This is a genomic window from Pseudomonas oryzihabitans NBRC 102199, from assembly GCF_000730625.1.
Lineage (GTDB): Bacteria > Pseudomonadota > Gammaproteobacteria > Pseudomonadales > Pseudomonadaceae > Chryseomonas > Chryseomonas oryzihabitans.
Genome location: NZ_BBIT01000024.1, coordinates 22,999 through 46,272 on the forward strand (window position 1 = coordinate 22,999; position 23,274 = coordinate 46,272).

The window sequence follows — 23,274 nt, forward strand, 5'->3', positions numbered from 1 at the left end:
TCGTCTTGCCTTCCCGTAAGAGAGCGCACTTGATGGCCCATATCCTGATTGTCGAAGACGAGAAGATCATCCGTTCGGCGCTGCGCCGTCTGCTGGAGCGCAACCAGTTCCGCGTCAGCGAAGCCGGCTCCGTGCAGGAAGCCCAGGATCTCTACGATGTCTCGAGCTTCGATCTCGTCATCAGCGATCTGCGTCTGCCCGGCGCCCCCGGTACCGAGATGATCGATCTCGCCAAGGGCAAGCCGGTGCTGATCATGACCAGCTACGCCAGCCTGAGATCGGCGGTCGATTCCATGAAGCAGGGCGCGGTGGACTACATCGCCAAGCCCTTCGATCACGACGAGATGCTGCAGGCCGTGGCGCGCATCCTGGTCGAGCGTGAACAGCGCCAGCCGGCTGCCGCCGTCGAGGAAAGCGTCGCGCCGCCGCCGGCCACCGGCGAGATCGGCATCATCGGCAACTGCGCCCCAATGCAGGACCTCTTCGGCAAGATCCGCAAGGTCGCCCCCACCGACTCAACCGTGCTGATCCAGGGCGAGTCGGGCACCGGCAAGGAACTGGTGGCGCGGGCGCTGCACAACCTGTCGCGCCGGGCCAAGGCACCGCTGATCTCGGTCAACTGCGCGGCCATTCCCGAAACCCTGATCGAATCCGAACTCTTCGGCCACGAGAAGGGCGCCTTCACCGGCGCCAGCGCCAGCCGTACCGGCCTGGTGGAAGCGGCCGACGGCGGCACCCTGTTTCTCGACGAGATCGGCGAATTGCCGCTGGAAGCCCAGGCGCGCCTCTTGCGCGTGCTGCAGGAAGGCGAGATCCGCCGGGTCGGCTCGGTGCAGTTGCAAAAGGTCGATGTGCGCCTGATCGCCGCGACCCACCGGGATCTCAAGGGCCTGGCCAAGATCGGTCAGTTCCGCGAAGACCTCTTCTATCGCCTCAACGTCATCTCCCTGCGCCTGCCGGCCCTGCGCGAGCGCGGTGGCGACGTCATGGAGATCGCCCGGGTATTTCTCGCCCGTCAGTCCGCGCGCATGAGTCGCCCGGGGCTCAAGTTCGGCGCCGAAGCCGAGGCCGCCATCCGCCACTACAGCTGGCCGGGTAACGTGCGCGAGCTGGAGAACGCCATCGAGCGCTCGGTGATCCTCAGCGAAGGCCAGGAGATCAATGCCGACCAGCTGGGCATCGACGTCGAGCTCGGCGAGCTGGAGCTGGCCGACAGCTACCTGGATCCGCTGCCCAGCGCGGGCCTGGGGAACGGCAACGGCGCCCACGAGCCCACCGAGGACCTCTCGCTGGAGGACTACTTCCAGCACTTCGTGCTCGAGCACCAGGATCACATGACCGAGACCGAACTGGCGCGCAAGCTCGGCGTCAGCCGCAAGTGCCTGTGGGAACGTCGCCAGCGCCTGGGCATTCCGCGACGCAAGGCCAGCGCCAGCAGCGACGCCAGCTGATCCACGCCGGGACGCGGCAGCCCTGCACGTCCCGCGGTAACACCCTCCCGCCTCGCCTCCCCATCCTTTGCAATGTGTTACCGCCGTAACAGGAGGCGGGTTCAGCGGTAACGAAAATCTCCCTGTAGCCACCAGGCAAAAAGGCTACATTTTTCTTAAGCCACTGAAATAAAAGGATTTTTCAAAACTGGCACGGCATCTGCTTTATGTTCTGGCACAAGAACAATAAAAACGTACCCCCTCCATAACAAAAACAAGACGTAGCGACTCCAGCACAACAAGAACAAGCAGGCGGAGGCGTAGCTAACTGATCATTTTGGAGAAGAGTCGTCTTGCGGGATGGTCCCGCGATGTCAGGCCAGAGAACAATAAAACTGCCCCGAGGCAGCACCCGTACCAGGCAGAGCAGGAATGATCCTGACGACATCAGCTTCCAAAGTAATCCGTTTGCTCTTGGCTCTAGACTTCAGAGCCTTTCCGGCGGCCGGTAACCGCACGGGACAGACCACACAAGAAAAACAAGAGGTCTGGATAGACAATAAAAACAAAGCACGTACCACTTTGGGGGGGAGCTTCGGCTCCCCCAGTGCCTTTGACAGCCTCCCCTCCCTCGTTCAAGATCCCCTCCTTATCTATTGCGCAACGGCTCCCGCTGTGGTCCAGATTGCGTATAGCCGTCTCTCCGAACAGAAACTCGCATGCTGAAGAAGCTGATCCAGACTCTGCGCTCGCCCCTGCGGCGTACTCCGCCCGCGCCTGCCTTGCCCATCGAACTGCCCCGCAGTCAGCATGCTCTGGAACGAGAGCGCATCAGTCGCTACGCCCTGAGTGTCGTCGACCGGCTGGAAAAGGCGGGTTATCAGGCCTACCTGGTGGGCGGTTGCGTCCGGGACCTGCTGCTGGGCTTCGAGCCCAAGGACTTCGACGTCGCCACCAGCGCCACGCCCGAGCAGGTGCGGGCCGAATTCCGCAATGCGCGGGTCATCGGGCGGCGCTTCAAGCTGGTCCATGTGCATTTCGGCCGCGAGATCATCGAGGTCGCGACCTTCCGCGCCAATCACCCCACCGGGGATGCCGAGGACGAGACCCAGGGCTCGCGCCATGAAAGCGGCCGGATCCTGCGCGACAACATCTATGGCAACCAGGAACAGGATGCCCAGCGGCGCGACTTCACCATCAACGCGCTCTACTACGACGCCAGCGGCGAACGCATCCTCGACTACGCCAACGGCACCCAGGACATTCGCCTGCGGCAGATCCGGCTGATCGGCGATCCGGAGCAGCGCTACCTGGAAGATCCGGTGCGGATGCTGCGCGCCGTGCGCTTCGCCGCCAAGCTGGATTTCGAGATCGAGGCCGCCACCGCCGAACCCATCAGCCGCCTGGCGCCGCTGCTGCGGGACATTCCGGCACCGCGGCTGTTCGACGAGGTCATCAAGCTGCTGCTGGGTGGCAAGGCCGAGCGCACCTTCGAGCTGCTCTGCCAGTACGGGCTGTTCGCCCCGCTGTTTCCGGCCAGTGGCGAAGCCCTGGAACGCGATCCCGACTACGCCGGCAGCCTGATCCGCCAGGCCCTGGCCAACACCGATGCCCGCATCCGCGAAGGCAAGCCGGTCACCCCGGCCTTCCTCTTCGCCGCCCTGCTCTGGCCGGCCTTGCCCGAGCGCGTCCGTCATCATCAGGACCTCGGCCTGCCGCCGATTCCGGCCATGCAGGAAGCCGCCCACGACCTCACCCAGCAGCAGTGCCAGCGCACCGCCGTCCCCAAGCGTTTCACCATGCCCATGCGCGAGATCTGGGACATGCAGGAACGCCTGCCACGCCGCCAGGGCAAGCGCGCCGATCAGTTGCTGGAGAATCCGCGCTTTCGCGCCGGCTACGACTTCCTGCTGCTGCGCGAGAGCGCCGGCGAGGAAACCGGTGGCCTGGGCGACTGGTGGACCCGCTACCAGGAGGTCGGCGACAGCCAGCGGCGCGAGATGATCAAGAACCTCAGCCGCGACGAAGGCGCACCGGCCAAGCGGCGCCGCCGCGGCGGCAGCAATCGCAAGCGGCGCACCTCGGATGCGCCCACCGCCGGCGACGAATGATGGAAAGGGTCTATCTCGGCCTGGGCAGTAACCTGGCCGAGCCGCGGCGCCAGCTGGACGCGGCCCTCGAGGCCCTGGCCCAGCTGCCCCACAGTGAGCTGGTGGCGGTCTCCGCCTTCTATGCCAGCGATCCCCTGGGACCACCCGATCAGCCGCGCTACGTCAACGCCGTCGCCGCCCTGGACACCGGGCTCGAGCCCCTGGCGCTGCTCGACGCCACCCAGGCCATAGAGCAGCAGCAGGGCCGCGTACGCAAGGATGAACGCTGGGGTCCGCGGACCCTGGACATCGACATCCTGCTATTCGGCGAACGACTGATCGACGAGCCACGCCTGCAGGTGCCGCACTACCACCTCCAGGCCCGTGCCTTCGTCCTCTATCCGCTGGCCGATCTCGCCCCCGCGCTGCACCTGCCCAATGGCCGCCGCTTGCCGGACCTGCTGTCCGCCTGCCCTTTCGAAGGCCTGGAGCGGCTGCTACCGTCGTCATCCACGCGGTAACACAGCCGTAACACCGAGCATTGACTTGTGCCGGATGCGCCGGGACTATAGCAGCCGTTTGCGCGCGGCCACCCCGCGCCCGCGGCGCCCAGACAATAACCATAGCGCCGTCCCACGAGGACCCCTTGCATGCCTGATATCAGCCTCACGACCCTTCAGGGGCTCAAGCAGCGCGGCGAAAAGATCGCCATGCTGACCGCCTACGATGCCACTTTCGCCCAGGCCGCCAGTCAGGCCGGCGTCGAGATGCTGCTCATCGGCGATTCCCTCGGCATGGTGCTGCAGGGTCACGACAGCACCCTGCCGGTGACCCTCGACGACATGGTCTACCACACCGCCTGCGTCAAGCGCGGCCACGCGGGTGCCTTCATCGTCGCCGACCTGTCGTTCATGACCTATGCCACCCTGGAGCAGACCCTGACCAGCGCCGGTCGCCTGATGCAGGCGGGCGCGCAGATGGTCAAGCTTGAGGGCGATGCCTGGCTGGCCGAACCCATTCGCCGCCTGGCCGCCAATGGCGTGCCGGTCTGCGCCCACCTGGGCCTGACGCCCCAGTCGGTCAACGTCTTCGGCGGCTTCAAGGTACAGGGGCGCGATCCGGCCCGGGCGCAGCAGTTGCGCGAGGCGGCGCGTGAGCTGGAGGAAGCCGGCGCGGCCATGCTGCTGCTGGAATGCGTGCCTTCGGCGCTGGCCGAGGAAATCACCCGGGCCGCCCGGGTGCCGGTGATCGGCATCGGCGCCGGGGCTGCCACCGATGGCCAGGTACTGGTGCTGCACGACATGCTCGGCCTGGCCCTGCGCGGGCGCACGCCGAAATTCGTGCGCAACTTCATGGCCGGTCAGGACAGCATCCAGGCTGCCCTGGCGGCCTATGTCGCTGCCGTCAAGGACGGCAGCTTTCCCGCTCCCGAACACGGATTCTCCGCATGAAAACGGTCCATAGCGTCCGCGAACTGCGCGCCGCCGTCGCCGCCGCGCGCCGCCAGGGCCTGCGCATCGGCCTGGTGCCCACCATGGGCAATCTGCACGCCGGGCATATCGCCCTGGTCGACACCGCGCGGCGTCACGCCGACTTCGTGGTGGCGAGCATCTTCGTCAATCCGCTGCAATTCGGTCCCACCGAGGATCTGGACACCTATCCGCGCACCCTGGCGGAAGACAGTCGCCAGCTGAACGAGGCCCACTGCGACCTGCTGTTCGCGCCGGCGGTGGCCGAGATGTATCCCAATGGCATGGACGGCCTGACCCGGGTGAATGTCCCCGTGGTGTCCGAAGGCCTGTGCGGTGCGCGCCGGCCCGGGCATTTCGAAGGCGTGGCGACGGTGGTCACCAAGCTGTTCCAGATGGCGCAACCGGACGTGGCGGTGTTTGGCGAAAAGGACTATCAGCAGCTGGCGGTGATCCGCAAGCTGGTCCAGGACCTGGACATGCCCATCGAGATCGTCGCCCAGCCCACGGTACGGGCCACCGACGGCCTGGCGCTGTCGTCGCGCAATGGCTATCTCGATGACCACCAGCGGGCCAGTGCGCCTTGCCTGTACAGCCTGCTCAGGCGCCTCGCCGATCAGCTCGCCGCCGGCGCCGCGGTCGAGCCGACCCTCGCCGCCGGTGTCGCCGAATTGCACGCTCAGGGGCTCAAGGTCGACTATCTGGAATTGCGCGAGCAGCTGAGTCTGCAACCGGCCGGGCCGGACACCACCGCGCTGGTCCTGCTGGTGGCGGCCTACCTCGGCCAGACCCGCCTGATCGACAATCTGAGCTTTCGCCGCAGGGCCCGAGTGTGACGCAACCGAAGGTTAGCTCACCCGACCCTGCCTGAACCCTGGAAGCCCGGAACATACCGGGCTTTTTCATGCTCGAAGCGCGGCGCCACGACCGGCGTCTCGCGGTCACCGACTTTCTCTTGCAAGCCAGCGGCTTGTGGGGCACAACAGCAAACAAGAGCCACCAAGGAAAAGCCTAGCCATGGAGTACTATCAACACCCCCTCGACGTGACCCAGCTCGCCTCCTGGAAAGCCCTGCAGGAACACCGCAAGGCCATGCAGAACTTCCGCATGCGCGATGCCTTCGCCGCCGATCCGCAGCGCTTCTCGCAGTTCTCCCTGAGCAGCAGTGGTCTGTTCCTCGACTACTCCAAGAACCTCATCACCGAGCAGACCCGTGACCTGCTGGTGAATCTGGCCCGGGAAGCGGGGCTGGAAGGGGCCATCCGCACCCTGTTCGATGGCGCCTACGTCAACTCCTCCGAACACCGCCCCGCCCTGCACACCGCGCTGCGCCGCCCGGTGGGCGACAGCGTCCGGATCGATGGCCAGGACATCATGCCCGAGGTGCACCGGGTCCTGAACCAGATGACCCAGCTGGTCACCCGCATCCACAACGGCCTCTGGCGCGGCTACACCGAGAAGCCGATCACCGACGTGGTCAACATCGGCATCGGTGGCTCCTTCCTCGGTCCGCAGCTGGTCTCCGAGGCGCTGGTGCCCTTCACCCAGCGCGGCGTGCGCTGCCACTACCTGGCCAACATCGACGGCAGCGAATTCCGCGAGGTGACCTCCAAGCTCGCCGCCGACACCACCCTGTTCATCGTCTCCTCCAAGTCCTTCGGCACCCTGGAGACCCTGAAGAACGCCCAGGCCGCCCGTGCCTGGTGCCTGGCCCAGGGCTGCCCGGAGCCGGAGCTGCACAAGCACTTCATCGCCGTCTCCAGCAACGTCAAGGTGGCGGTGGAATTCGGCATCGCCGAAGAGAACATCTTCCCGATGTGGGACTGGGTCGGCGGTCGCTATTCGCTGTGGTCGGCCATCGGCCTGCCCATCGCCCTGGCCATCGGCATGTCCAACTTCAAGGACCTGCTGGCCGGTGCCTATGCCATGGACCAGCACTTCACCAGCGCTCCCTTCGAAGAGAACATGCCGGTGCTGCTGGGCCTGCTCGGGGTCTGGTACGGCAACTTCTGGGGCGCGACCAGTCATGCCATCCTGCCCTACGACCACCACCTGCGTAACTTCGTGAAGCACCTGCAGCAGCTGGACATGGAGTCCAATGGCAAGAGCGTGCGTCAGGACGGCTCGCCGGTGAGCCTGGAGACCGGCCCGGTGATCTGGGGCGGCGTCGGCTGCAACGGTCAGCACGCCTACCACCAGCTGCTGCACCAGGGCACCCAGCTGATCCCCGGCGACTTCATCGTGCCGGTGGTGAGCCACAACCCGGTGGCCGATCACCAGCAGTGGCTGTATGCCAACTGCCTGTCGCAGAGCCAGGCACTGATGCTGGGCAAGACCCGCGAAGAAGCCGAGGCCGAGCTGCGCGAGAAGGGCCTGGGCGAAGCCGAGATCGCCAAGTTGGCGCCGCACAAGGTGATCCCGGGCAACCGCCCGAGCAACACCCTGGTGCTGGAGCGCATCTCGCCGCGGCGCCTGGGTGCGCTGGTGGCCCTGTACGAGCACAAGGTGTTCGTGCAGAGCGTCATCTGGGGCATCAACTGCTTCGACCAGTGGGGCGTCGAGCTGGGCAAGGAGCTGGGCAAGGACGTCTACCAGCACATCATCGGCCGCAGCGAAGGCAAGGCCGACGACGGTTCCACCCAGGGCCTGATCGACTACTTCCGCGGTCGTCATCGCGGCTGATCGTCTCCGGTCCGTTCCGAAAGGCGCCGCTCTGCGGCGCTTTTTCGTTTTGTCGCCTCGCTGAACCCCGGCAGGGCATCCGCGGCCTAAACTGGGAGCACAACAACACCAAGAAGGAGCCGGCCATGAGCCAACGCTACCCCGTGCCCGAGAGCCTGAGTGCCCGTACCCACCTCGACGAAGCCCGCTATCGCGAGCTCTACCAGCGCTCGGTGGAGCAGCCGGAACGCTTCTGGAGCGAACAGGCCAGCGCCCTGCTCGACTGGTCGCGCACCTGGGACGAAGTCCATAGCGGCGATATGCGCAAGGGCCAGACCCGCTGGTTCAGCGGCGGCCAGCTCAACGTCGCCTACAACTGCATCGATCGCCACCTGGGGGCCCGGGCCGAGCGGACCGCCATCCTCTGGGAAGGCGACGATCCCGCCGACAGCCAGGCCATCAGCTATCGCCAGCTGCACGAGCACGTCAGCCGCCTGGCCAACGTGCTCAAGGAGCGTGGGGTCAGGAAGGGCGACCGCGTCTGCCTCTACATGCCGATGATCCCCGAGGCGGCCTACGCCATGCTCGCCTGCGCCCGCATCGGCGCGGTGCATTCGGTGGTGTTCGGCGGCTTCTCGCCCGAGGCGCTGCGCGACCGCATCCTCGATTCCGACTGCCGGGTGGTGATCACCGCCGACGAAGGCGTGCGCGGTGGCAAGCGCGTCCCGCTCAAGGCCAATGTCGACAAGGCCCTGGCCAAGTGCCCGGAGGTCCATACCGTGGTCATGGTCGAGCGCACCGGCACCGCCGTGGCCCGCCAGGAGGGGCGCGACCTGCCCTATGCCCAGGCGGTGGCCGCGGCTTCGCCCGACTGCCCGCCGGAGCCCATGGACGCCGAGGATCCGCTGTTCATCCTCTACACCTCCGGCTCCACCGGCAAACCCAAGGGCGTGCTGCACACCACCGGCGGCTACCTGCTGGGGGCCACCCTGAGCTTCAAGTACCTGTTCGACTATCACGAGGGTCAGGTCTTCTGGTGCACCGCCGATGTCGGCTGGGTCACCGGCCACAGCTACATCGTCTACGGCCCCCTGGCCAATGGCGCCACCACCCTGATGTTCGAAGGGGTACCGAGCTATCCCGATGCCAGTCGCTTCTGGCAGGTGGTGGACAAGCACCAGGTCAACATCTTCTATACCGCCCCCACCGCCCTGCGCGCCCTGATGCGCGAAGGCGACGGCCCGGTACAGCGCACTTCGCGCAAGAGTCTGCAGCTGCTGGGCAGCGTCGGCGAGCCGATCAATCCCGAGGCCTGGGAGTGGTATCACCGGGTGGTGGGCGAAGGGCGCTGCCCCATCGTCGACACCTGGTGGCAGACCGAGACCGGCAGCATCCTCATCGCCCCGCCACCCGGCGCCCTGGCGCTGAAGCCGGGTTCGGCCACCCTGCCCTTCTTTGGCGTCCAGCCGGTGCTGCTGGACGAGCAGGGCCAGGAAATCGACGGACCCGGCAGTGGCGTGCTGGCGATCAAATCCAGCTGGCCAAGCCAGATCCGCACCGTCTATGGCGATCACCAGCGCCTGATCGACACCTATTTCAGCGCCTACCCGGGTTACTACTTCACCGGTGACGGGGCGCGCCGGGACGAAGACGGCTATTACTGGATCACCGGGCGGGTGGATGACGTGCTCAACGTCTCCGGCCACCGCATCGGTACCGCCGAGGTGGAAAGCGTGCTCACCGAGCATGCGGACGTGGCCGAGGCGGCGGTGGTGGGCTGCCCCCACGAGGTCAAGGGCCAAGCGGTCTATGCCTTCGTCACCACCAAGGGCGGGGTGACGCCGAGCGACGAACTCAAGGCGCAACTGCGCCAGCAGGTGGCCGACCAGATCGGCAGCTTCGCCAAGCCGGAATTCCTGCAATGGGCGCCGGCGCTGCCCAAGACCCGCTCCGGCAAGATCATGAGACGCATCCTGCGCAAGATCGCCTGCGACGAGCTGGACAGCCTGGGCGATACCTCGACCCTCGCCGATCCGTCGGTGGTCGACAGCCTGATCGACGCCCGCCTCAATCGCGCCCCGCACGGCTAGCCGGGGACCCAAAGAAAAGCCCCGCCTAGGCGGGGCTTTTTGCTGCTGCCGACCTTAGTGGGCGGCTTGCATGCGGTGCTTCAGGTCACGCATGCGATCGTGGGTCGCACGGGCCTTTTCCAGCTGGCTGCGCAGGTTGGCCTGGGCATCCGGCGTGGCGTGTTCGTTGACGGCACGCTCCAGCGCGTGCAGCAGGCGGTCTTCCTGCTCTTCCAGTTCGCTGACGTAGGTGACCTCTTCCTTTTCCTTGCTGGCAAAGGAGGTTTTGACGTCGGTGTAGTACTTGCGGAAGCTGCCGGCAAAGGTGCCTTGCTCGGCGGGCTTCTCACCGGCAGCCGACACCTGGCTGCTCAGGGCGCTGATGATCTCGGCCTTGCTCTGGGCGATCTCGGTGAACAGGGCCTTCAATTCGGGGTTCTTCACTTCGGTGAGGGCGTGCTCGTAGAAATTCTTGCCGTCACGGGCGATCTCGATCAGATCGTTGAGGGTTTCGGTCGTGCTGGTCATGGCAGTTCTCCGGGGCGAAGGGCAAGGCGTGATGGCGGCGTCGGGCGCCGCCATCGTGCCGGGTATTAGCGGGCGTCGTTACTGAGCCGCTTTCAGGGCGTCAGCCGATACGGCCTTCACGCCCTTGATGGCCTTGGCTTCTTTGATCGCCAGGTCGCGCTGGGCTTCGGTCGCCACGGTGCCGGACAGGGACACGACGCCCTTGTTGGTCTCGACCTTGATGGCGGTGCCCTTGATGTGTTCGTCGGCCAGGAAGGACGCCTTCACCTTGCTGGTGATCCAGGTGTCGGACGCGGCTTCTTCGGTCTTGTCCACGGTGTTGTTGGCGGCCAGGGTCATGTTCTGGCTGGTGGCAGCAAAGGCACCGCCGGCCAGCGGCAGGCTCAGTACGGAAGCGGTGACGGCAGCGAGGGCAAAGGTACCGAAAGTCTTTTTCATGAGATGACTCCTGTTTTCCTTGGTTGTACTGCGCCCAGGTCCTGGCAGCAGCGACCTAGATGTAGAGCGCAACGGCTGCGCCGAATTCCAAGACTTGTTAAAGACTTTAAAAATCAATGACTTATATAAATTCGACGCGAGTGAAGGGCGGGCAAAATGCAACTTCCTGGCGAATAGCCCTGGTAATTTGCACGAAGTCAGACGACTCTTGAGCCCGAGCCTGGACGCGTTTTCGTCCAGGGTGCCAAAGCCGATAAAGGCGGACGAAAGAAGTAGGTTTCCAGGTGACCCGACCCGAACTGCCGTACCTTTATCCGGTCAATGCTGAATTGAACCCGACACCTGCGATCGGGCCTTGAGGATCCGGGATGCGGCCTCTTTCTCCCGCGCGCATTGCCCTGGTTTATCTGTTGCTGAGCGCCGTCTGGGTGATCGGCAGCGATGGGCTGCTGTATCTGCTGCTCAGCGATCGGGACAATGCCTATCTGTGGCACACCCTGAAGGGCCTGGCCTTCATGAGCCTGCTGTCGCTAGTGCTCTATGGCCTGCTGCGGCGCGAGGCCAGCTATCGCGAAGGCTTCATCGGCGAGCTGCAGAACCAGCGCGCCACCCAGGATTTCGTCCAGCGGCTGACCAATACCGGTGACTGGCAGCTGCTGGACGATGGCCGTCTGCTCTGCTCCGAACGCACCCTGGTGATGCTGCACCAGCCCAAGGGCAGCGATCCGCTGGATTTCGCCACCATCGCCGCCTGCGCTCGCGTCGACGACCGTGACCATGTGCGCAGCATGCTGGAGCGTCTGCAGCACATGCAGGGCCCGCTGAATTTTTCCGCGCACTTCGACGACGGCCAGGGCAGCTGGCGCTGGCTCAACTGGCAGAGCGACTTCGACGAAGCCGGCATCACTCGTGGCGCCCTGGTCGACATCACCAGCTACAAGCTGGCCGAACAGGCACTGCAGGACAGCCAGCGACGCTATCGCGAGCTGGTCCAGCACCTGCCACTGGTGGTGTTCGCCAGCGACCACCGTGGTCGCTGGCAATTTCTCAATCCGGCCTGGGAAGCCCTGACCGGCCAACCCGCCACCCAACCCCTAAACCATCCCTTGGATCAGGCCTTCCATCCCCAGGACGGCGCCCGACTGCGCCAGCTGGTGGCGAAATTCGCCGCGGGTCAGCGCCTGCACTGGAACGGCGTGGTGCGGTTGCGGCTGTCGGTGGAGAGTCATCGCTGGATGCAGATGGAGCTACGCGCCGGCCTCGATGGCGAGATCCAGGGTACCCTGACCGACATCCACCACGACTACCAGGCGCAGCAACTGCAGCAGGCCCGCAGCGATGTCCTCGACGACCTGCTCACCGGCCTGCCGCTGGCGGAAATCCAGCAGGGCATCGCCCTGCGGCTGGAGCGTATCTACCCGGAGATGCGCGTCGCCCTGCTGCTGGACGACCAAGGCGAGCATCTGCGGGTCGCCGCGGCGCCCAGTCTGCCCCCCGCCTTCCAGGCAGCGCTGGAAAGCGTGCCGCGCAGTCGCCACGACCAGGGCTGCTGCAGCGCCGTCGCCGCGAATGCCCCGGTGTTCACCATCGATGTCGAACTGGATCCGGCCTGGCAGCCGCTGTTGCCGGTCGCCCAGGCAGCCGGCATTCGCGGCGCCTGGGCCCTGCCGCTGCAGGACGAGCAGCAGCGCGCCGTGGGCGCCCTGGGCATCTACTACGGCGAGGCGCGACTGCCCGAAGCGGAGACCCAGGCGCTGATCACCGAATTCACCCGCCTGGCGGTGCTGGCCATCCGGCAACAGCGCGTGGTCCAGGCGCAACGCGCCAGCGAGGCGCGCTACCGCGGCATCTTCGAGCAGGCCTATACCGGCATCATGCTCAGCGATCTGGAGGGCCGCTGGCTGAGCGTCAACCACCACTTCTGCCAGATGCTCGGCTACTCGCAACCGGAGTTGCTGCAGAAGGACACCGCCTCGGTGACGCATCCGGAAGAGCGGGCCCTGGGCGCCGCCCTGCGCAAGCAGCTGGTCGACACCGGCCAGGACCGCTACACCCTGGAAAAACGCTATCTGCACCGCAACGGCACGCCAGTGTGGACCAACGTCACCACCCGCCTGATCCGCGACGATCAAGGAGTGCCCCAGTACTTCATCAGCACCGCCCAGAACATCACCCTGCGCAAGCAGCAGGAGTCAAGCCTGCGCCAGGCCGCGGCCATGTTCCAGAACAGTCGCGACGGCCTGCTGCTGCTCGACGAGCGCCGCTGGATCCTGGCGGTGAATCCGGCCTTCGCCCGCCTGCTGGGCACCCAGGAAGGCATCCTGCTCGGCCAGCGCCTGGGACTGCCCGGTGGCGGTCGCCAGGACCAGCGCTTTTATCGCGATCTCTGGCGCACCGTGCGCCGCGAGGGCCGCTGGGAAGGCGAATTGCTCTGGCCGCGCCTCGACGGCAGCACCTTTCCGGCCTGGACCGCCATCGACACCCTCTACCCCCGGGAGACCCGGCAGTACACGGTCACCGTCAGCGACACCACCCGCCTGCGCGAGAGCGAGGCGCGCCTGAGTCATCTGGCGCATCATGATCCGCTGACCGACCTGCCCAATCGCCTGCTGGCGCGCACCCACCTGGAACACGCCCTGGCCCTGGCCGAGCCCCAGGAATACCTGGTCGCCGTGCTGATCCTCGACTTCGATTACTTCCGCACGGTCAACGAAAGCCATGGCCATGCCTTGGGCGATGAACTGCTGGTGGAATTCGCCGCCCGGCTACGCGCCCTGCTCAGCGAGGACATCACCCTGGCGCGCATCGGTGGCGACGAGTACCTGGTCATCATCGAGCGGCTGGATCGACCCGAATTCGCCGCCCAGATCGCCCAAGCCATGCTCGGCAAGCTGGAACAGCCCTTCCACCTCGGCGAACACGACATCTATCTCAACGCCAGCATCGGCATCAGCCTCTTTCCCGACGATGGCGCCACCGCCGATGACCTCATCCGCAATGCCGACACGGCCATGCACCAGGCCAAGGATCAGGGCCGCGACACCTTCCGCTTCTATACCCAGGCCCTTACCGAGCAGTCGCGCCGGCGGCTGAATCTGGAGTCGCGGCTGCGTACGGCGCTCAAGCGCGGCGACTTCGTCCTCTACTACCAGCCGCTGATGAGCGTCAGCACCGCCCAGACCATTGGCGTGGAAGCCCTGGTGCGCTGGCGGGATCCGGAGCTGGGTCTCATCCCGCCCACCGAATTCATTCCGCTGGCCGAGGAAACCGGGCTCATCGTGCCCCTGGGCGACTGGATCATCGAGAGCGCCTGCCAGCAGATGCACAGCTGGCTGGCCCAGGGACTGGAACTGGAAACCCTGGCCATCAACATCTCGCCCCGGCAATTCGCCAAGCGCGACCTGGCCAGCACCATTTCCCGCGCCCTGGCGCGCAGTCGCCTGCCGGCCGAGCACTTGGAACTGGAGATCACCGAAGGCACCCTGATGGGCAATGTCGAGGAGGCGCTGCTGTCCCTGGCGACCCTCAAGACCCTGGGGGTGCGCATCGCCGTGGACGACTTCGGCACCGGCTATTCCTCGCTGGCCTATCTGCGCCGCTTTCCGCTGGACAAGCTCAAGATCGACCAGAGCTTCATGCACGAATTGCGCAGTGACAGCGGTACCCACAGCAGCCAGGCCATCGCCGCGGCCATCGTCGCCCTGGGCCAGGGTCTGGACCTGGACGTCCTGGCCGAAGGGGTGGAGACCACCGAACAGTGGGACATCCTGCGCAAGCTGGGCTGTCAGCAATGCCAGGGCTTCCTGTTCAGCCCACCGCTGCCGCCGGAGGAGTTCGAGGTCTGGTACGCCGAACGGCAGAAGGCGCGCGCCTAGCGCCCTGACCGACGAATGTCACTGCACTGTAATCAAAACCGCTCTAGACTCGGGCTTCCACTTTTCGTCTGTCCCCGAGGGTATCAGCATGAAGATCGTGGTTCGTCCCCTGCGCAAGTCCACCACCAGTGCCTGGCAGGTCTGCATCGACAAGCAGGCCATCACCTTTCTCAGCGAAGCCGATGCCCGCAGCTATGTCGCGACACTGGAGGCGCGCATCGCCGCACCCCATCCGTTGCCCCTGCGCGAAGCGGCGACAGGCCTGGCCGCGCCGCTCTAGGCCTCACCCCGCCCTGACCGCTGGTCTTGCGGATCATCCTGGCACCGCCCGTTCAGCGGCGGGCCAGGGCGATTCACGGCGCCGCTTGCGCGAACGATTGGCTAGGCAGCTATCGAACATGTAACTTTTGCGGCGTCCGCCCCATCCTACCTCTAGGCCCTGCGTTCGCAGGGACTCGCTGTCTGATGGATCTGGAACGCCCATGCTTGAACTCGCTGCTGCCTTCATCTGCTTCACCTCCCTGCTCACCTACCTCAATTACCGCTTCATCGGCCTGCCGCCGACCATCGGCGTCATGGTCATCGCCCTGATCTTTTCGGTCGGTCTGCAGAGTCTGTCCTGGCTGGGCTTTCCCGGTCTGGAACACCGCATCGGCGAACTCCTCGGGCAGATCGACTTCAACGATCTGCTGATGAACTGGATGCTCGGCTTCCTGCTGTTCGCTGGCGCCCTGCACGTCAATCTCAAGGACCTGCGCGACTACAAATGGGCCATCGGCGGTCTGGCCACCCTCGGGGTGATCATCTCGACGGTGCTGATCGGCTATCTCAGCCACTGGATCTTCGGCTGGCTGGGCTGGCACGTCGACCTTCTCTACTGCCTGATCTTCGGCGCCCTGATCTCACCGACCGATCCCATCGCCGTACTCGGCATCCTGCGCTCGGCCGGGGCGCCCAAGTCGCTGGAGACCACCATCGTCGGCGAGGCGCTGTTCAATGACGGCGTGGCCGTGGTGGTCTATTCGGTGCTGCTGGGGGTGATCCAGCTGGGCGAGACGCCTACGGTCAACGCGGCGCTCTGGCTGTTTGTCGAGGAAGCCGGCGGCGGCATCCTGTTCGGCCTGCTGATCGGCTTCGTCTGCTACTGGCTGATGCTGAGCATCGAGCAGCACCAGATCGAGGTGATGCTATCCCTGGCCCTGGTGATCGGCGGCTCGACCCTGGCCAGCCACCTGCACGTCTCGGGTCCCATCGCCATGGTGGTGGCCGGTCTGATCATCGGCAACCTGGGCCGGACCAAGGCCATGAACGACTTCACCCGGCGCTACCTGGACGGCTTCTGGGAGTTGATCGACGAGATCCTCAACGCCCTGCTGTTCGCCCTGATCGGCATGGAGCTGCTGGTGTTGCCCTTCAGCTGGACCCACCTGGGCGCGGCGCTGCTGGTGACCCTGGCGATCCTCTTCGCCCGCTGGATCAGCGTGGCGCCGGTGGTGCTGCTCAGCCCGCACTGGCGCAACATGACCCGGGGCACGGCGCGCATCCTCACCTGGGGCGCGCTGCGTGGCGGTGTCTCGGTGGCCCTGGCGCTGAGTCTGCCGGCCGGTCCGGAGCGGGATCTGATCCTGGCTCTCACCTACATCGTGGTGCTGGTCTCCATCCTCGGCCAGGGCCTGACCATCGGCCGGGTGGTCAAGAGCGTCACCGGCGGCGCCCCGGTCGCGCGCGACGAACACCACTGACCCCAAAACGAAAGAACCCCGCCGTGGCGGGGTTCTCTGCGCAACAGCCGAGCGATCAGCGCGGCAGGTTGCGGCCGGAGAAGATCTCGCGCATCTCGTGCTTGAGACGCTGGGTGATCTGCTGACGCTGCTCGGACGAGAGGCTGCGGGAGGCGTCGCCGAACAGATAGTTGTCCAGTTCGAATTCCTTGAGCAGCATCTTGGTGTGGAACAGGTTGTCCTGGTACACGTTCACGTCGGTCATCTGGTAGGCCGCGCGGGTGTCTTCGGACAGGTAGTTCTGGATCGAATTGATCTCGTGGTCGATGAAGTGCTTGCGCCCTTCGATGTCGCGGGTGAAGCCGCGCACCCGGTAGTCCACGGTGACGATGTCCGAGTCGAACTGGTGGATCAGGTAATTCAGGGCCTTGAGCGGAGAGATCACGCCACAGGTGGAGACGTCGATATCGACGCGGAAGGTGGCGATGCCGTCGTCCGGATGGATCTCCGGATAGGTGTGCACCGTGATGTGGCTCTTGTCCAGGTGGCCGAGAATGGTCTCGCGCAGCGGACCGGGCGACTCCTCGATCTGGCTCTCGGTCGGCTCGACCGGTTGCTCGGAGATCAGGATGGTCACGCTGGCACCCTGGGGATCGTAATCCTGGCGGGCGATGTTGAGGATGTTGGCCCCGATGATGTCGACCACGTCGGTCAGGATCTGGGTCAGACGCTCGGCGTCGTATTCCTCGTCGATGTACTGGACATAGGCCTGTTGATCTTCCGACGTCTCGGCGTAGCAGATGTCGTAGATGTTGAAGCTCAAGGTCTTGGTCAGGTTATTGAAACCATGGAGCCTGAGTTTGCTTTTCACGGTGGTAAAGCTCCCGTCGTGCGGTCTCTGACCGCGGTCCTGAATGCCCGTCAGTTGCGGATTGCGCAAGCTGCGTAGGGCGGCGAACACCTCTTCGCGATGGCGATTGGCTGTGCTTTCGGGGCCCTTGCCCCTTAAGAGCGGCGCATTATGCAGATCGGCAGCGGTTGGGGCCAGAGTCTGCCGGGCCCAGGTGATGAATTGATGTCGGCGGGAGGGAGACGAGGCGGACAGCGACGCCCGGGCGGGCGTCGCGGGCGGGGGTCAGGCGAGGTCGACGAGTTCGTAGCTGTGGCTGATCTCGACGCCGGCGCGGCCGAGCATTATGGAGGCCGAGCAGTACTTTTCCGCCGACAGCTCGATGGCGCGCTTGACCTGGGCTTCCTTGAGGCCGCGGCCCTTGACCACGAACTTCAGGTGGATGCGGGTGAACACCTTGGGCTCGGTGTCGGCGCGGTCGGCTTCGAGAAAGGCCTCGCAGCTCTCCACCGGTTGCCGCGCCTTGCGCAGGATGCTGACCACGTCGTAGCTGGCGCAACCGCCCAGGCCGATCAGCACGGTTTCCATCGGCCGTACGCCGAGGTTGCGCCCGCCGCTTTCCGGCGGGCCATCCATGACCACCACATGGCCGCTGCCGGATTCACCGAGGAACATGGCCTCGCCTGCCCACTGGATGCGCGCTTTCATCGCTTTCGTCCTACTTATATATACAAATGGTGATCAGCTTAACATGCTGGATGGCGTAAACTGGTAAGCAGTGAAGGGTTATTCAGCTCGCATTTAAGCTGCGCATGTTCTTATCCGGTCTTTGAATTGGAACCGGCGCAGCCTGTGCATGCACCGGTTCGGACATCGGTGCCCCCGACTCAGGTTAGCTTTCAACCTCAGGAATCAGCATGGCCGCTATCATCCCACCCGCGAAGTTACAGCACATCGACAAGCTGCTAGCGCATTGCTCGCGTCGCCGTTACACGGCAAAAACCACCATCATCTACGCTGGCGACAACAGCGAAAGCCTGTTCTTCATCCTCAAGGGTTCGGTGACCATCCTCATCGAAGACGATGAAGGCCGCGAAATGATCATCGCCTATCTCAACGCCGGAGACTTCTTCGGCGAGATGGGGCTGTTCTCCAAGGAAGGCAGCGAGCCCGAGCGCAGCGCCTGGGTCCGCGCCCGCACCGAGTGCGAAGTCGCCGAGATCAGCTACAGCCAGTTCCGCGAACTGAGTCAGCAGGATCCGGACATGCTGTTCTCCCTGGGTCGCCAGATGGCCGAGCGCCTGCGCCAGACCACCCGCAAGGTCGGCGACCTGGCCTTCCTCGACGTCACCGGTCGCGTGGCCCGCACTCTGCTCGACCTGTGCAAGCAGCCCGATGCCATGACCCACCCGGACGGCATGCAGATCAAGATCACCCGCCAGGAGATCGGCCGCATCGTCGGTTGCTCCCGCGAGATGGTCGGTCGGGTCCTTAAGTCCCTCGAAGAACAGGGTCTGGTCCACGTCAAGGGCAAGACCATGGTGGTGTTCGGCACCCGCTGAGCCCGTCCGCTAGCCCCTGCCTGCAGGCGGGGGCCACGGCCCCCGCCCGTCCAGAGCGTCAGCTCTCGACCTTGCGCGACACCTTTTCCACCCGCACCGTGGCCTTCCCGTCGACGGTCTTCTCTTCGCTCCCCTTGGCCTTGGGCTCACCCACGACGAAATGGAATTCTTCGCCGTGCTTGACCGCGCCATAGAGCACCGCCTTCTCGATCAGCTCGGTACCGCGCAGATGCCGCAGCATCAGCGGATCGCTGCGCAGATCGCGATAGAGCGCCAGGCACAGCAGCGCCATCACCACCACGAAGGGCAGCGAGACCACAATAGTCAGATTCTGCAGGCCGTTGAGCGCCGCGCCCGGATTGCCCGGGTCGCCGATGGCCAGCATGATCGCCGCCACCGCGCCGGTGAGGGCGCCCCAGAAGATCACCGTGCGCCGCGAGGGCTCGGTGGTACCGCGCTCGGACAGGGTCCCCATCACCAGGGAGGCGGCGTCGGCGCCGGAGACGAAGAAGATCGCCACCAGCACCATGACCAGCACCGAGGTCACCGAGACCCAGGGATAGCTGGCCAGCAGGTCATAGAGGGCGAAGTTGCTGTTCACCGCGCCGTCGACCAGGGTGAAGGCGCCCTGGCGCATGGCATCGATGGCCGCGCCGCCAAAGATGACGAACCAGACCACGCTGACCAGACTCGGCACCAGCAGGACCCCGGTGACGAACTGGCGGATGGTGCGGCCGCGACTGATGCGGGCGATGAACATGCCGACGAAGGGTGTCCAGGAGATCCACCAGGCCCAGTAGAACACCGTCCAGCTGGACAGCCAGTTGCCCATGGCCTCGCCTCCGCTGGCACTGGTGCGCGCCATCATCTCCGGCAACAGGTCGATGTAGTCGCCGATGGCGGTGGGCAGCAGGTTGAGCATCAGCAGGGTCGGACCGACGACGAAGACGAACACGGCCAGGGCCACCGCCAGCACCATGTTGGTGTTGGACAGCCACTGGATGCCCTTCTCGACCCCGGATACGGCGGAGATGACGAAGGCCACCGTCAGAACCGTGATGATGCTGATGTAGAGCATCTTTCCCGGTTGCTCGATCCAGCCGTTGTGCTCCAGGCCGCCGGCGATCTGCAGGGCGCCCAGGCCCAGGGAGGCGGCCGAGCCGAACAGGGTGGCGAAGATCGCCATCATGTCGATGACGCGGCCGAGGGGGCCGTTGGCGTGCTCGCCGATCAGCGGGCGGAAGGCCACCGAGATCAGCTGGCAGCGGCCGCGGCGATAGGTGCCATAGGCGATGGCCAGGCCGACCACGGCGTAGATGGCCCAGGGGTGCAGGGTCCAGTGGAACAGCGTGGTCGCCATGGCCACCTGCAGGGCGGCGCTGCTCTGTCCCGCGGCGCCGCCGGGCGGCGGATTGAGATAGTGCGACAGCGGCTCGGCGACGCCAAAGAACATCAGGCCGATGCCCATGCCGGCGCTGAACATCATCGCCACCCAGGAGAGGGTGCGGAATTCCGGTTGCTCGTCGTCGCGCCCCAGGGGGATCCGCCCATAGCGACTGGCGGCCAGCCAGATGACGAAGACCACGAAGCCGGTGGAGGTGAGCACGAACAGCCAGCCGAAATGGGTGATCACCCAGCCCTGGGCGGTCGAGGCGCTGCTGGCCAGACTGGCCTGGCTGACGAAGCCCCAGATCACGAAGGCCAGCGCGGCGATGCTGGTGACGCCGAAGACCACCCAGTCGGTGGTGCCGGCGAGTCGCCGATCCCGTCGCGCCTCCTCGGTCCGGGAGGGATCGGTGACGCTGATATCAAGTGTTTCGCTTTTTTCTTCCGTTGCCATGGTTCTCGCATGCCCTGGTTATGGATGGCCTGGTGCGGCGGAGTCCTGGCTCGTCCTGCGACGGCCAGCCGCCTCCGCGACTCGCCACGGTGCAACGAGTCGGAGGCCATTAACCGGGTTTATCCCTACAGAAACAAAGCCCTGCGTCGGCAGCGGGCACACGGAGGTCGTTCCCGCCGCCCGGGGTGGGCGCGAGTCGACCTGGATCACCCTGTGGAAAGAAAAAGGCCCCGGGGTGGTCCCGGGGCCTCGTGCGGACGACCTTGGTCTCAGGCGTCTCTGAGCGGGAAGCGGCGATCCGGGAAGAACAGACGCTGCAGCTCCTGGCCTGGTTCGTCGGCGCGCATGAAGGCTTCGCCGACCAGGAAGGCGCGCACCTCGTTGGTTTCCATCAGCTCCACGTCGGCGCGATTGAGAATGCCGCTCTCGGTGATCACCAGGCGATCCTGGGGGATGCGCGGCAAGAGATCGAGGGTGGCTTCCAGGCTGACCTCGAAGGTGTGCAGGTTGCGGTTGTTGACCCCCACCAGCGGGGTGTCCAGCACCGTCAGGGCGCGTTCCAGCTCGGCGCCGTCATGCACCTCGACCAGCACGTCCAGACCGACGTCCTTGGCCGTGGCGGCCAGCTCGCCCATCAGGCCGTCGTCCAGCGCGGCGACGATCAGCAGGATGCAGTCGGCGCCGATGGCCCGGGCTTCCACCACCTGGATGGGATCGACGAGGAAGTCCTTGCGGATCACCGGCAGCTGGCAGGCGGCGCGCGCCTGCTGCAGATAGGCGTTGCCACCCTGGAAGAAGTCCACGTCGGTGAGCACGCTCAGGCAGGTGGCCCCGCCCAGGGCATAGCTGTGGGCGATCTCGGCCGGCACGAAGTGTTCACGGATCACGCCCTTGCTCGGCGAGGCCTTCTTCACCTCGGCGATGATCGCCGCCTCCTTGCGCGCCACCTGGGCCTGCAGGGCGCGGGCGAAGCCGCGCGGGGCGTCGGCGGCACGGGCCTGGGCCTCGAGTTCGGCCAGGCTGGTCCGGGCCTTGAGCTGGGCGATTTCCTCGGCCTTGCGGGCCAGGATCTTCTGCAACACGGTTGGCACACTCACGGGCGACCCTCCTCGCGATAGACGGATGTGAAATGGGCGAGCTCGTCCAGCTTTTCCCGGGCCAGGCCGCTGTAGAGCGCGTCGTGGGCCAAGAGTACCCCTTCATGCAGGCTATGGGCGAGATCCGCGGCGTAGAGCGCCGCGCCGGCGTTGAGCACGATCATGTCGGCGGCCTTTTGCCCGGCTTCGGTCTTGCGTCGGCCGAGGGCGTCGCGGATCAGCGCCAGGGAGGCCTCGGGGCCGTCCACCGTCAGGCCGACCAGGGTCTGGCTCTTGATGCCCAGATCCTCCGGCAGCACCTGGTATTCGCTGATGCTGCCGTCCTTGAGTTCGGCCACCTGGGTCGCCGCGGCCAGGCTGAATTCGTCCAGGCCGTCGCGGGAGTGCACCACCAGCACGTGGTGGCTGCCCAGGCGCTGCAGCACCTCGGCCAGCGGCCGGCACAGCGCGGCGCTGAACACCCCGACCACCTGGTGGCGCACGCCGGCCGGGTTGGTCAGAGGGCCGAGCATGTTGAACAGGGTGCGCAGCCCCAGGGAGCGACGCGGCCCGGCGGCATGGCGCATGGCGCTGTGGTGTGACTGGGCGAACATGAAGCCGACGCCCACCTGCTCGACGCAGCGAGCGATCTGCTCGGGCGTCAGCTCCAGGTAGATGCCCGCGGCCTCCAGCAGATCGGCGCTGCCGCTCTTGCCGGACACCGCGCGATTGCCGTGCTTGGCCACCTTGCCGCCGGCCGCCGCGACCACGAACACCGAGGCCGAGGAGACGTTGAAGATGTTGGCGCCATCGCCACCGGTGCCCACCACGTCGACCACGTGATCGAGGCTCGGCAGCACCACAGGGGTGGCCAGTTCGCGCATCACGCTGACCGCGCCACAGATCTCGTCGATGGTCTCGCTCTTGATGCGCATGCCCATGAGGAAGGCACCGATCTGCGCCTCGTCGGCGCCACCGGTCATGATCTGGCGCATCACCGCCTGCATTTCCGCCACATTGAGGTCGAGTTGTCCGCTGATGCGGTTCAGGGCCTGCTTGATGTCCATCTAGCGCCGTCCTCCCTGCTGCTGGAGAAAGTTGGCCAGCAGGTCGTGCCCATGCTCGGTGAGGATGGACTCGGGGTGGAACTGCACCCCCTCGATCATGAACTCGCGGTGCCGCAGGCCCATGATCTCGTCCATGCTGCCGTCCGGATGCTGGGTCCAGGCGGTGATCTCCAGGCACTCGGGCAGGGTCTCGCGCTTGACCACCAGCGAGTGGTAGCGGGTCACGGTGAAGGGATTGGGCAGGCCGGCGAAGACGCCTTCGCCGTTGTGGTAGACCGGGCTGGTCTTGCCGTGCATCGGCTCGCGCGCCCGCACCACCTCGCCGCCAAAGGCCTGGCCCAGGCTCTGATGGCCCAGGCAGACGCCCAGCACCGGCAGCTTGCCGGCGAAGCGCTCCAGGGTGGCCAGGGAGATGCCCGCCTCGTTGGGCGTGCAGGGACCGGGGGAGACGACGATGCGCTCCGGCGCCAGGTCGTCCAGCGCCTCGACCGGCACCTCGTCGTTGCGCACCACCTTGACCTCGGCGCCCAGCTCGCCCAGGTACTGCACCAGGTTGTAGGTAAAGGAATCGTAGTTATCGAGCATCAGCAGCATGGTG

The 23,274-nt window shown here is 65.7% G+C and carries 19 protein-coding genes; 11 read left to right on the forward strand and 8 right to left on the reverse strand.

The window, feature by feature from the left end; genetic code table 11:
- Window positions 1–32 precede the first annotated feature (32 nt).
- The 7 genes from POR01S_RS21675 to acs all read left to right on the forward strand — a co-directional run bounded on the left by POR01S_RS21675 (window position 33) and on the right by acs (window position 9,740).
- On the forward strand, window positions 33–1,451 hold the full coding sequence (locus POR01S_RS21675) for a sigma-54-dependent transcriptional regulator (protein ID WP_042138302.1): 1,419 nt from the start codon (window positions 33–35) through the stop codon (window positions 1,449–1,451).
- Between the two features lie 698 nt (window positions 1,452–2,149).
- Window positions 2,150–3,541 (forward strand): polynucleotide adenylyltransferase PcnB, encoded by a 1,392-nt coding sequence (locus tag POR01S_RS21680; protein WP_027597539.1) that lies wholly within the window; start codon window positions 2,150–2,152, stop codon window positions 3,539–3,541.
- On the forward strand, window positions 3,541–4,041 hold the full coding sequence (gene folK, locus POR01S_RS21685) for a 2-amino-4-hydroxy-6-hydroxymethyldihydropteridine diphosphokinase (RefSeq protein WP_042138304.1): 501 nt from the start codon (window positions 3,541–3,543) through the stop codon (window positions 4,039–4,041). Before POR01S_RS21680 ends, folK begins: the two co-directional genes overlap by 1 nt.
- A gap of 129 nt (window positions 4,042–4,170) precedes the next feature.
- Complete coding sequence (gene panB, locus POR01S_RS21690; RefSeq protein WP_007159712.1) at window positions 4,171–4,971, forward strand: 3-methyl-2-oxobutanoate hydroxymethyltransferase; 801 nt, start codon at window positions 4,171–4,173, stop codon at window positions 4,969–4,971.
- Window positions 4,968–5,825: a pantoate--beta-alanine ligase gene (panC, locus tag POR01S_RS21695; protein WP_042138306.1), complete on the forward strand. Its 858-nt coding sequence runs from the start codon at window positions 4,968–4,970 to the stop codon at window positions 5,823–5,825. Before panB ends, panC begins: the two co-directional genes overlap by 4 nt.
- Before the next feature lie 181 nt (window positions 5,826–6,006).
- Window positions 6,007–7,671 (forward strand): glucose-6-phosphate isomerase, encoded by a 1,665-nt coding sequence (pgi, locus tag POR01S_RS21700; protein ID WP_042138308.1) that lies wholly within the window; start codon window positions 6,007–6,009, stop codon window positions 7,669–7,671.
- A 125-nt stretch (window positions 7,672–7,796) separates the two neighbouring features.
- Window positions 7,797–9,740, forward strand: a complete 1,944-nt coding sequence (acs, locus tag POR01S_RS21705; protein ID WP_027600742.1) for an acetate--CoA ligase — start codon at window positions 7,797–7,799, stop codon at window positions 9,738–9,740.
- A 54-nt stretch (window positions 9,741–9,794) separates the two neighbouring features.
- On the opposite strand, the gene POR01S_RS21710 is transcribed toward acs, so the two are convergent.
- Window positions 9,795–10,247 carry a PA2169 family four-helix-bundle protein gene (locus POR01S_RS21710; protein WP_007159716.1) on the reverse strand — a complete coding sequence of 151 codons (453 nt, stop codon included), beginning with the start codon at window positions 10,245–10,247 and terminating at the stop codon, window positions 9,795–9,797.
- Window positions 10,248–10,325: 78 nt separating this feature from the next.
- Window positions 10,326–10,685: a BON domain-containing protein gene (locus tag POR01S_RS21715; protein ID WP_007159717.1), complete on the reverse strand. Its 360-nt coding sequence runs from the start codon at window positions 10,683–10,685 to the stop codon at window positions 10,326–10,328.
- Window positions 10,686–11,053: 368 nt separating this feature from the next.
- Here POR01S_RS21715 and POR01S_RS21720 point away from each other — a divergent pair, with 368 nt between their 5' ends.
- From POR01S_RS21720 to POR01S_RS21730, 3 genes are all read left to right on the forward strand, one after another.
- Window positions 11,054–14,560 (forward strand): bifunctional diguanylate cyclase/phosphodiesterase, encoded by a 3,507-nt coding sequence (locus POR01S_RS21720; RefSeq protein WP_042138310.1) that lies wholly within the window; start codon window positions 11,054–11,056, stop codon window positions 14,558–14,560.
- An 88-nt stretch (window positions 14,561–14,648) separates the two neighbouring features.
- Window positions 14,649–14,840: a hypothetical protein gene (locus POR01S_RS21725; RefSeq protein ID WP_027597532.1), complete on the forward strand. Its 192-nt coding sequence runs from the start codon at window positions 14,649–14,651 to the stop codon at window positions 14,838–14,840.
- 202 nt (window positions 14,841–15,042) lie between these two features.
- Complete coding sequence (locus tag POR01S_RS21730; RefSeq protein ID WP_042138313.1) at window positions 15,043–16,302, forward strand: cation:proton antiporter; 1,260 nt, start codon at window positions 15,043–15,045, stop codon at window positions 16,300–16,302.
- A gap of 55 nt (window positions 16,303–16,357) precedes the next feature.
- Here the strand turns inward: POR01S_RS21730 and speD are convergent, their stop codons facing one another.
- Both speD and POR01S_RS21740 read right to left on the reverse strand, forming a co-directional pair.
- A complete protein-coding gene (gene speD / locus POR01S_RS21735; RefSeq protein WP_007159721.1) occupies window positions 16,358–17,152 on the reverse strand; it encodes an adenosylmethionine decarboxylase in 795 nt (264 codons plus the stop codon).
- A 264-nt stretch (window positions 17,153–17,416) separates the two neighbouring features.
- Window positions 17,417–17,839, reverse strand: a complete 423-nt coding sequence (locus POR01S_RS21740; protein WP_007159722.1) for an OsmC family protein — start codon at window positions 17,837–17,839, stop codon at window positions 17,417–17,419.
- A gap of 209 nt (window positions 17,840–18,048) precedes the next feature.
- Here POR01S_RS21740 and crp point away from each other — a divergent pair, with 209 nt between their 5' ends.
- Window positions 18,049–18,693 carry a cAMP-activated global transcriptional regulator CRP gene (crp, locus tag POR01S_RS21745; RefSeq protein WP_027597530.1) on the forward strand — a complete coding sequence of 215 codons (645 nt, stop codon included), beginning with the start codon at window positions 18,049–18,051 and terminating at the stop codon, window positions 18,691–18,693.
- A gap of 58 nt (window positions 18,694–18,751) precedes the next feature.
- On the opposite strand, the gene POR01S_RS21750 is transcribed toward crp, so the two are convergent.
- The 4 genes from POR01S_RS21750 to POR01S_RS21765 all read right to left on the reverse strand — a co-directional run bounded on the left by POR01S_RS21750 (window position 18,752) and on the right by POR01S_RS21765 (window position 23,270).
- Window positions 18,752–20,533: a BCCT family transporter gene (locus tag POR01S_RS21750; RefSeq protein ID WP_042138315.1), complete on the reverse strand. Its 1,782-nt coding sequence runs from the start codon at window positions 20,531–20,533 to the stop codon at window positions 18,752–18,754.
- 269 nt (window positions 20,534–20,802) lie between these two features.
- The gene (gene trpC / locus POR01S_RS21755; protein WP_007159725.1) at window positions 20,803–21,630 is read right to left on the reverse strand and encodes an indole-3-glycerol phosphate synthase TrpC; all 828 of its coding nucleotides are present in this window, start codon (window positions 21,628–21,630) and stop codon (window positions 20,803–20,805) included.
- A complete protein-coding gene (gene trpD, locus POR01S_RS21760) occupies window positions 21,627–22,676 on the reverse strand; it encodes an anthranilate phosphoribosyltransferase (RefSeq protein ID WP_027600737.1) in 1,050 nt (349 codons plus the stop codon). The genes trpC and trpD overlap by 4 nt, the downstream gene beginning before the upstream one ends.
- Window positions 22,677–23,270, reverse strand: a complete 594-nt coding sequence (locus POR01S_RS21765) for an anthranilate synthase component II (RefSeq protein ID WP_027597527.1) — start codon at window positions 23,268–23,270, stop codon at window positions 22,677–22,679.
- Window positions 23,271–23,274: the final 4 nt, after the last annotated feature.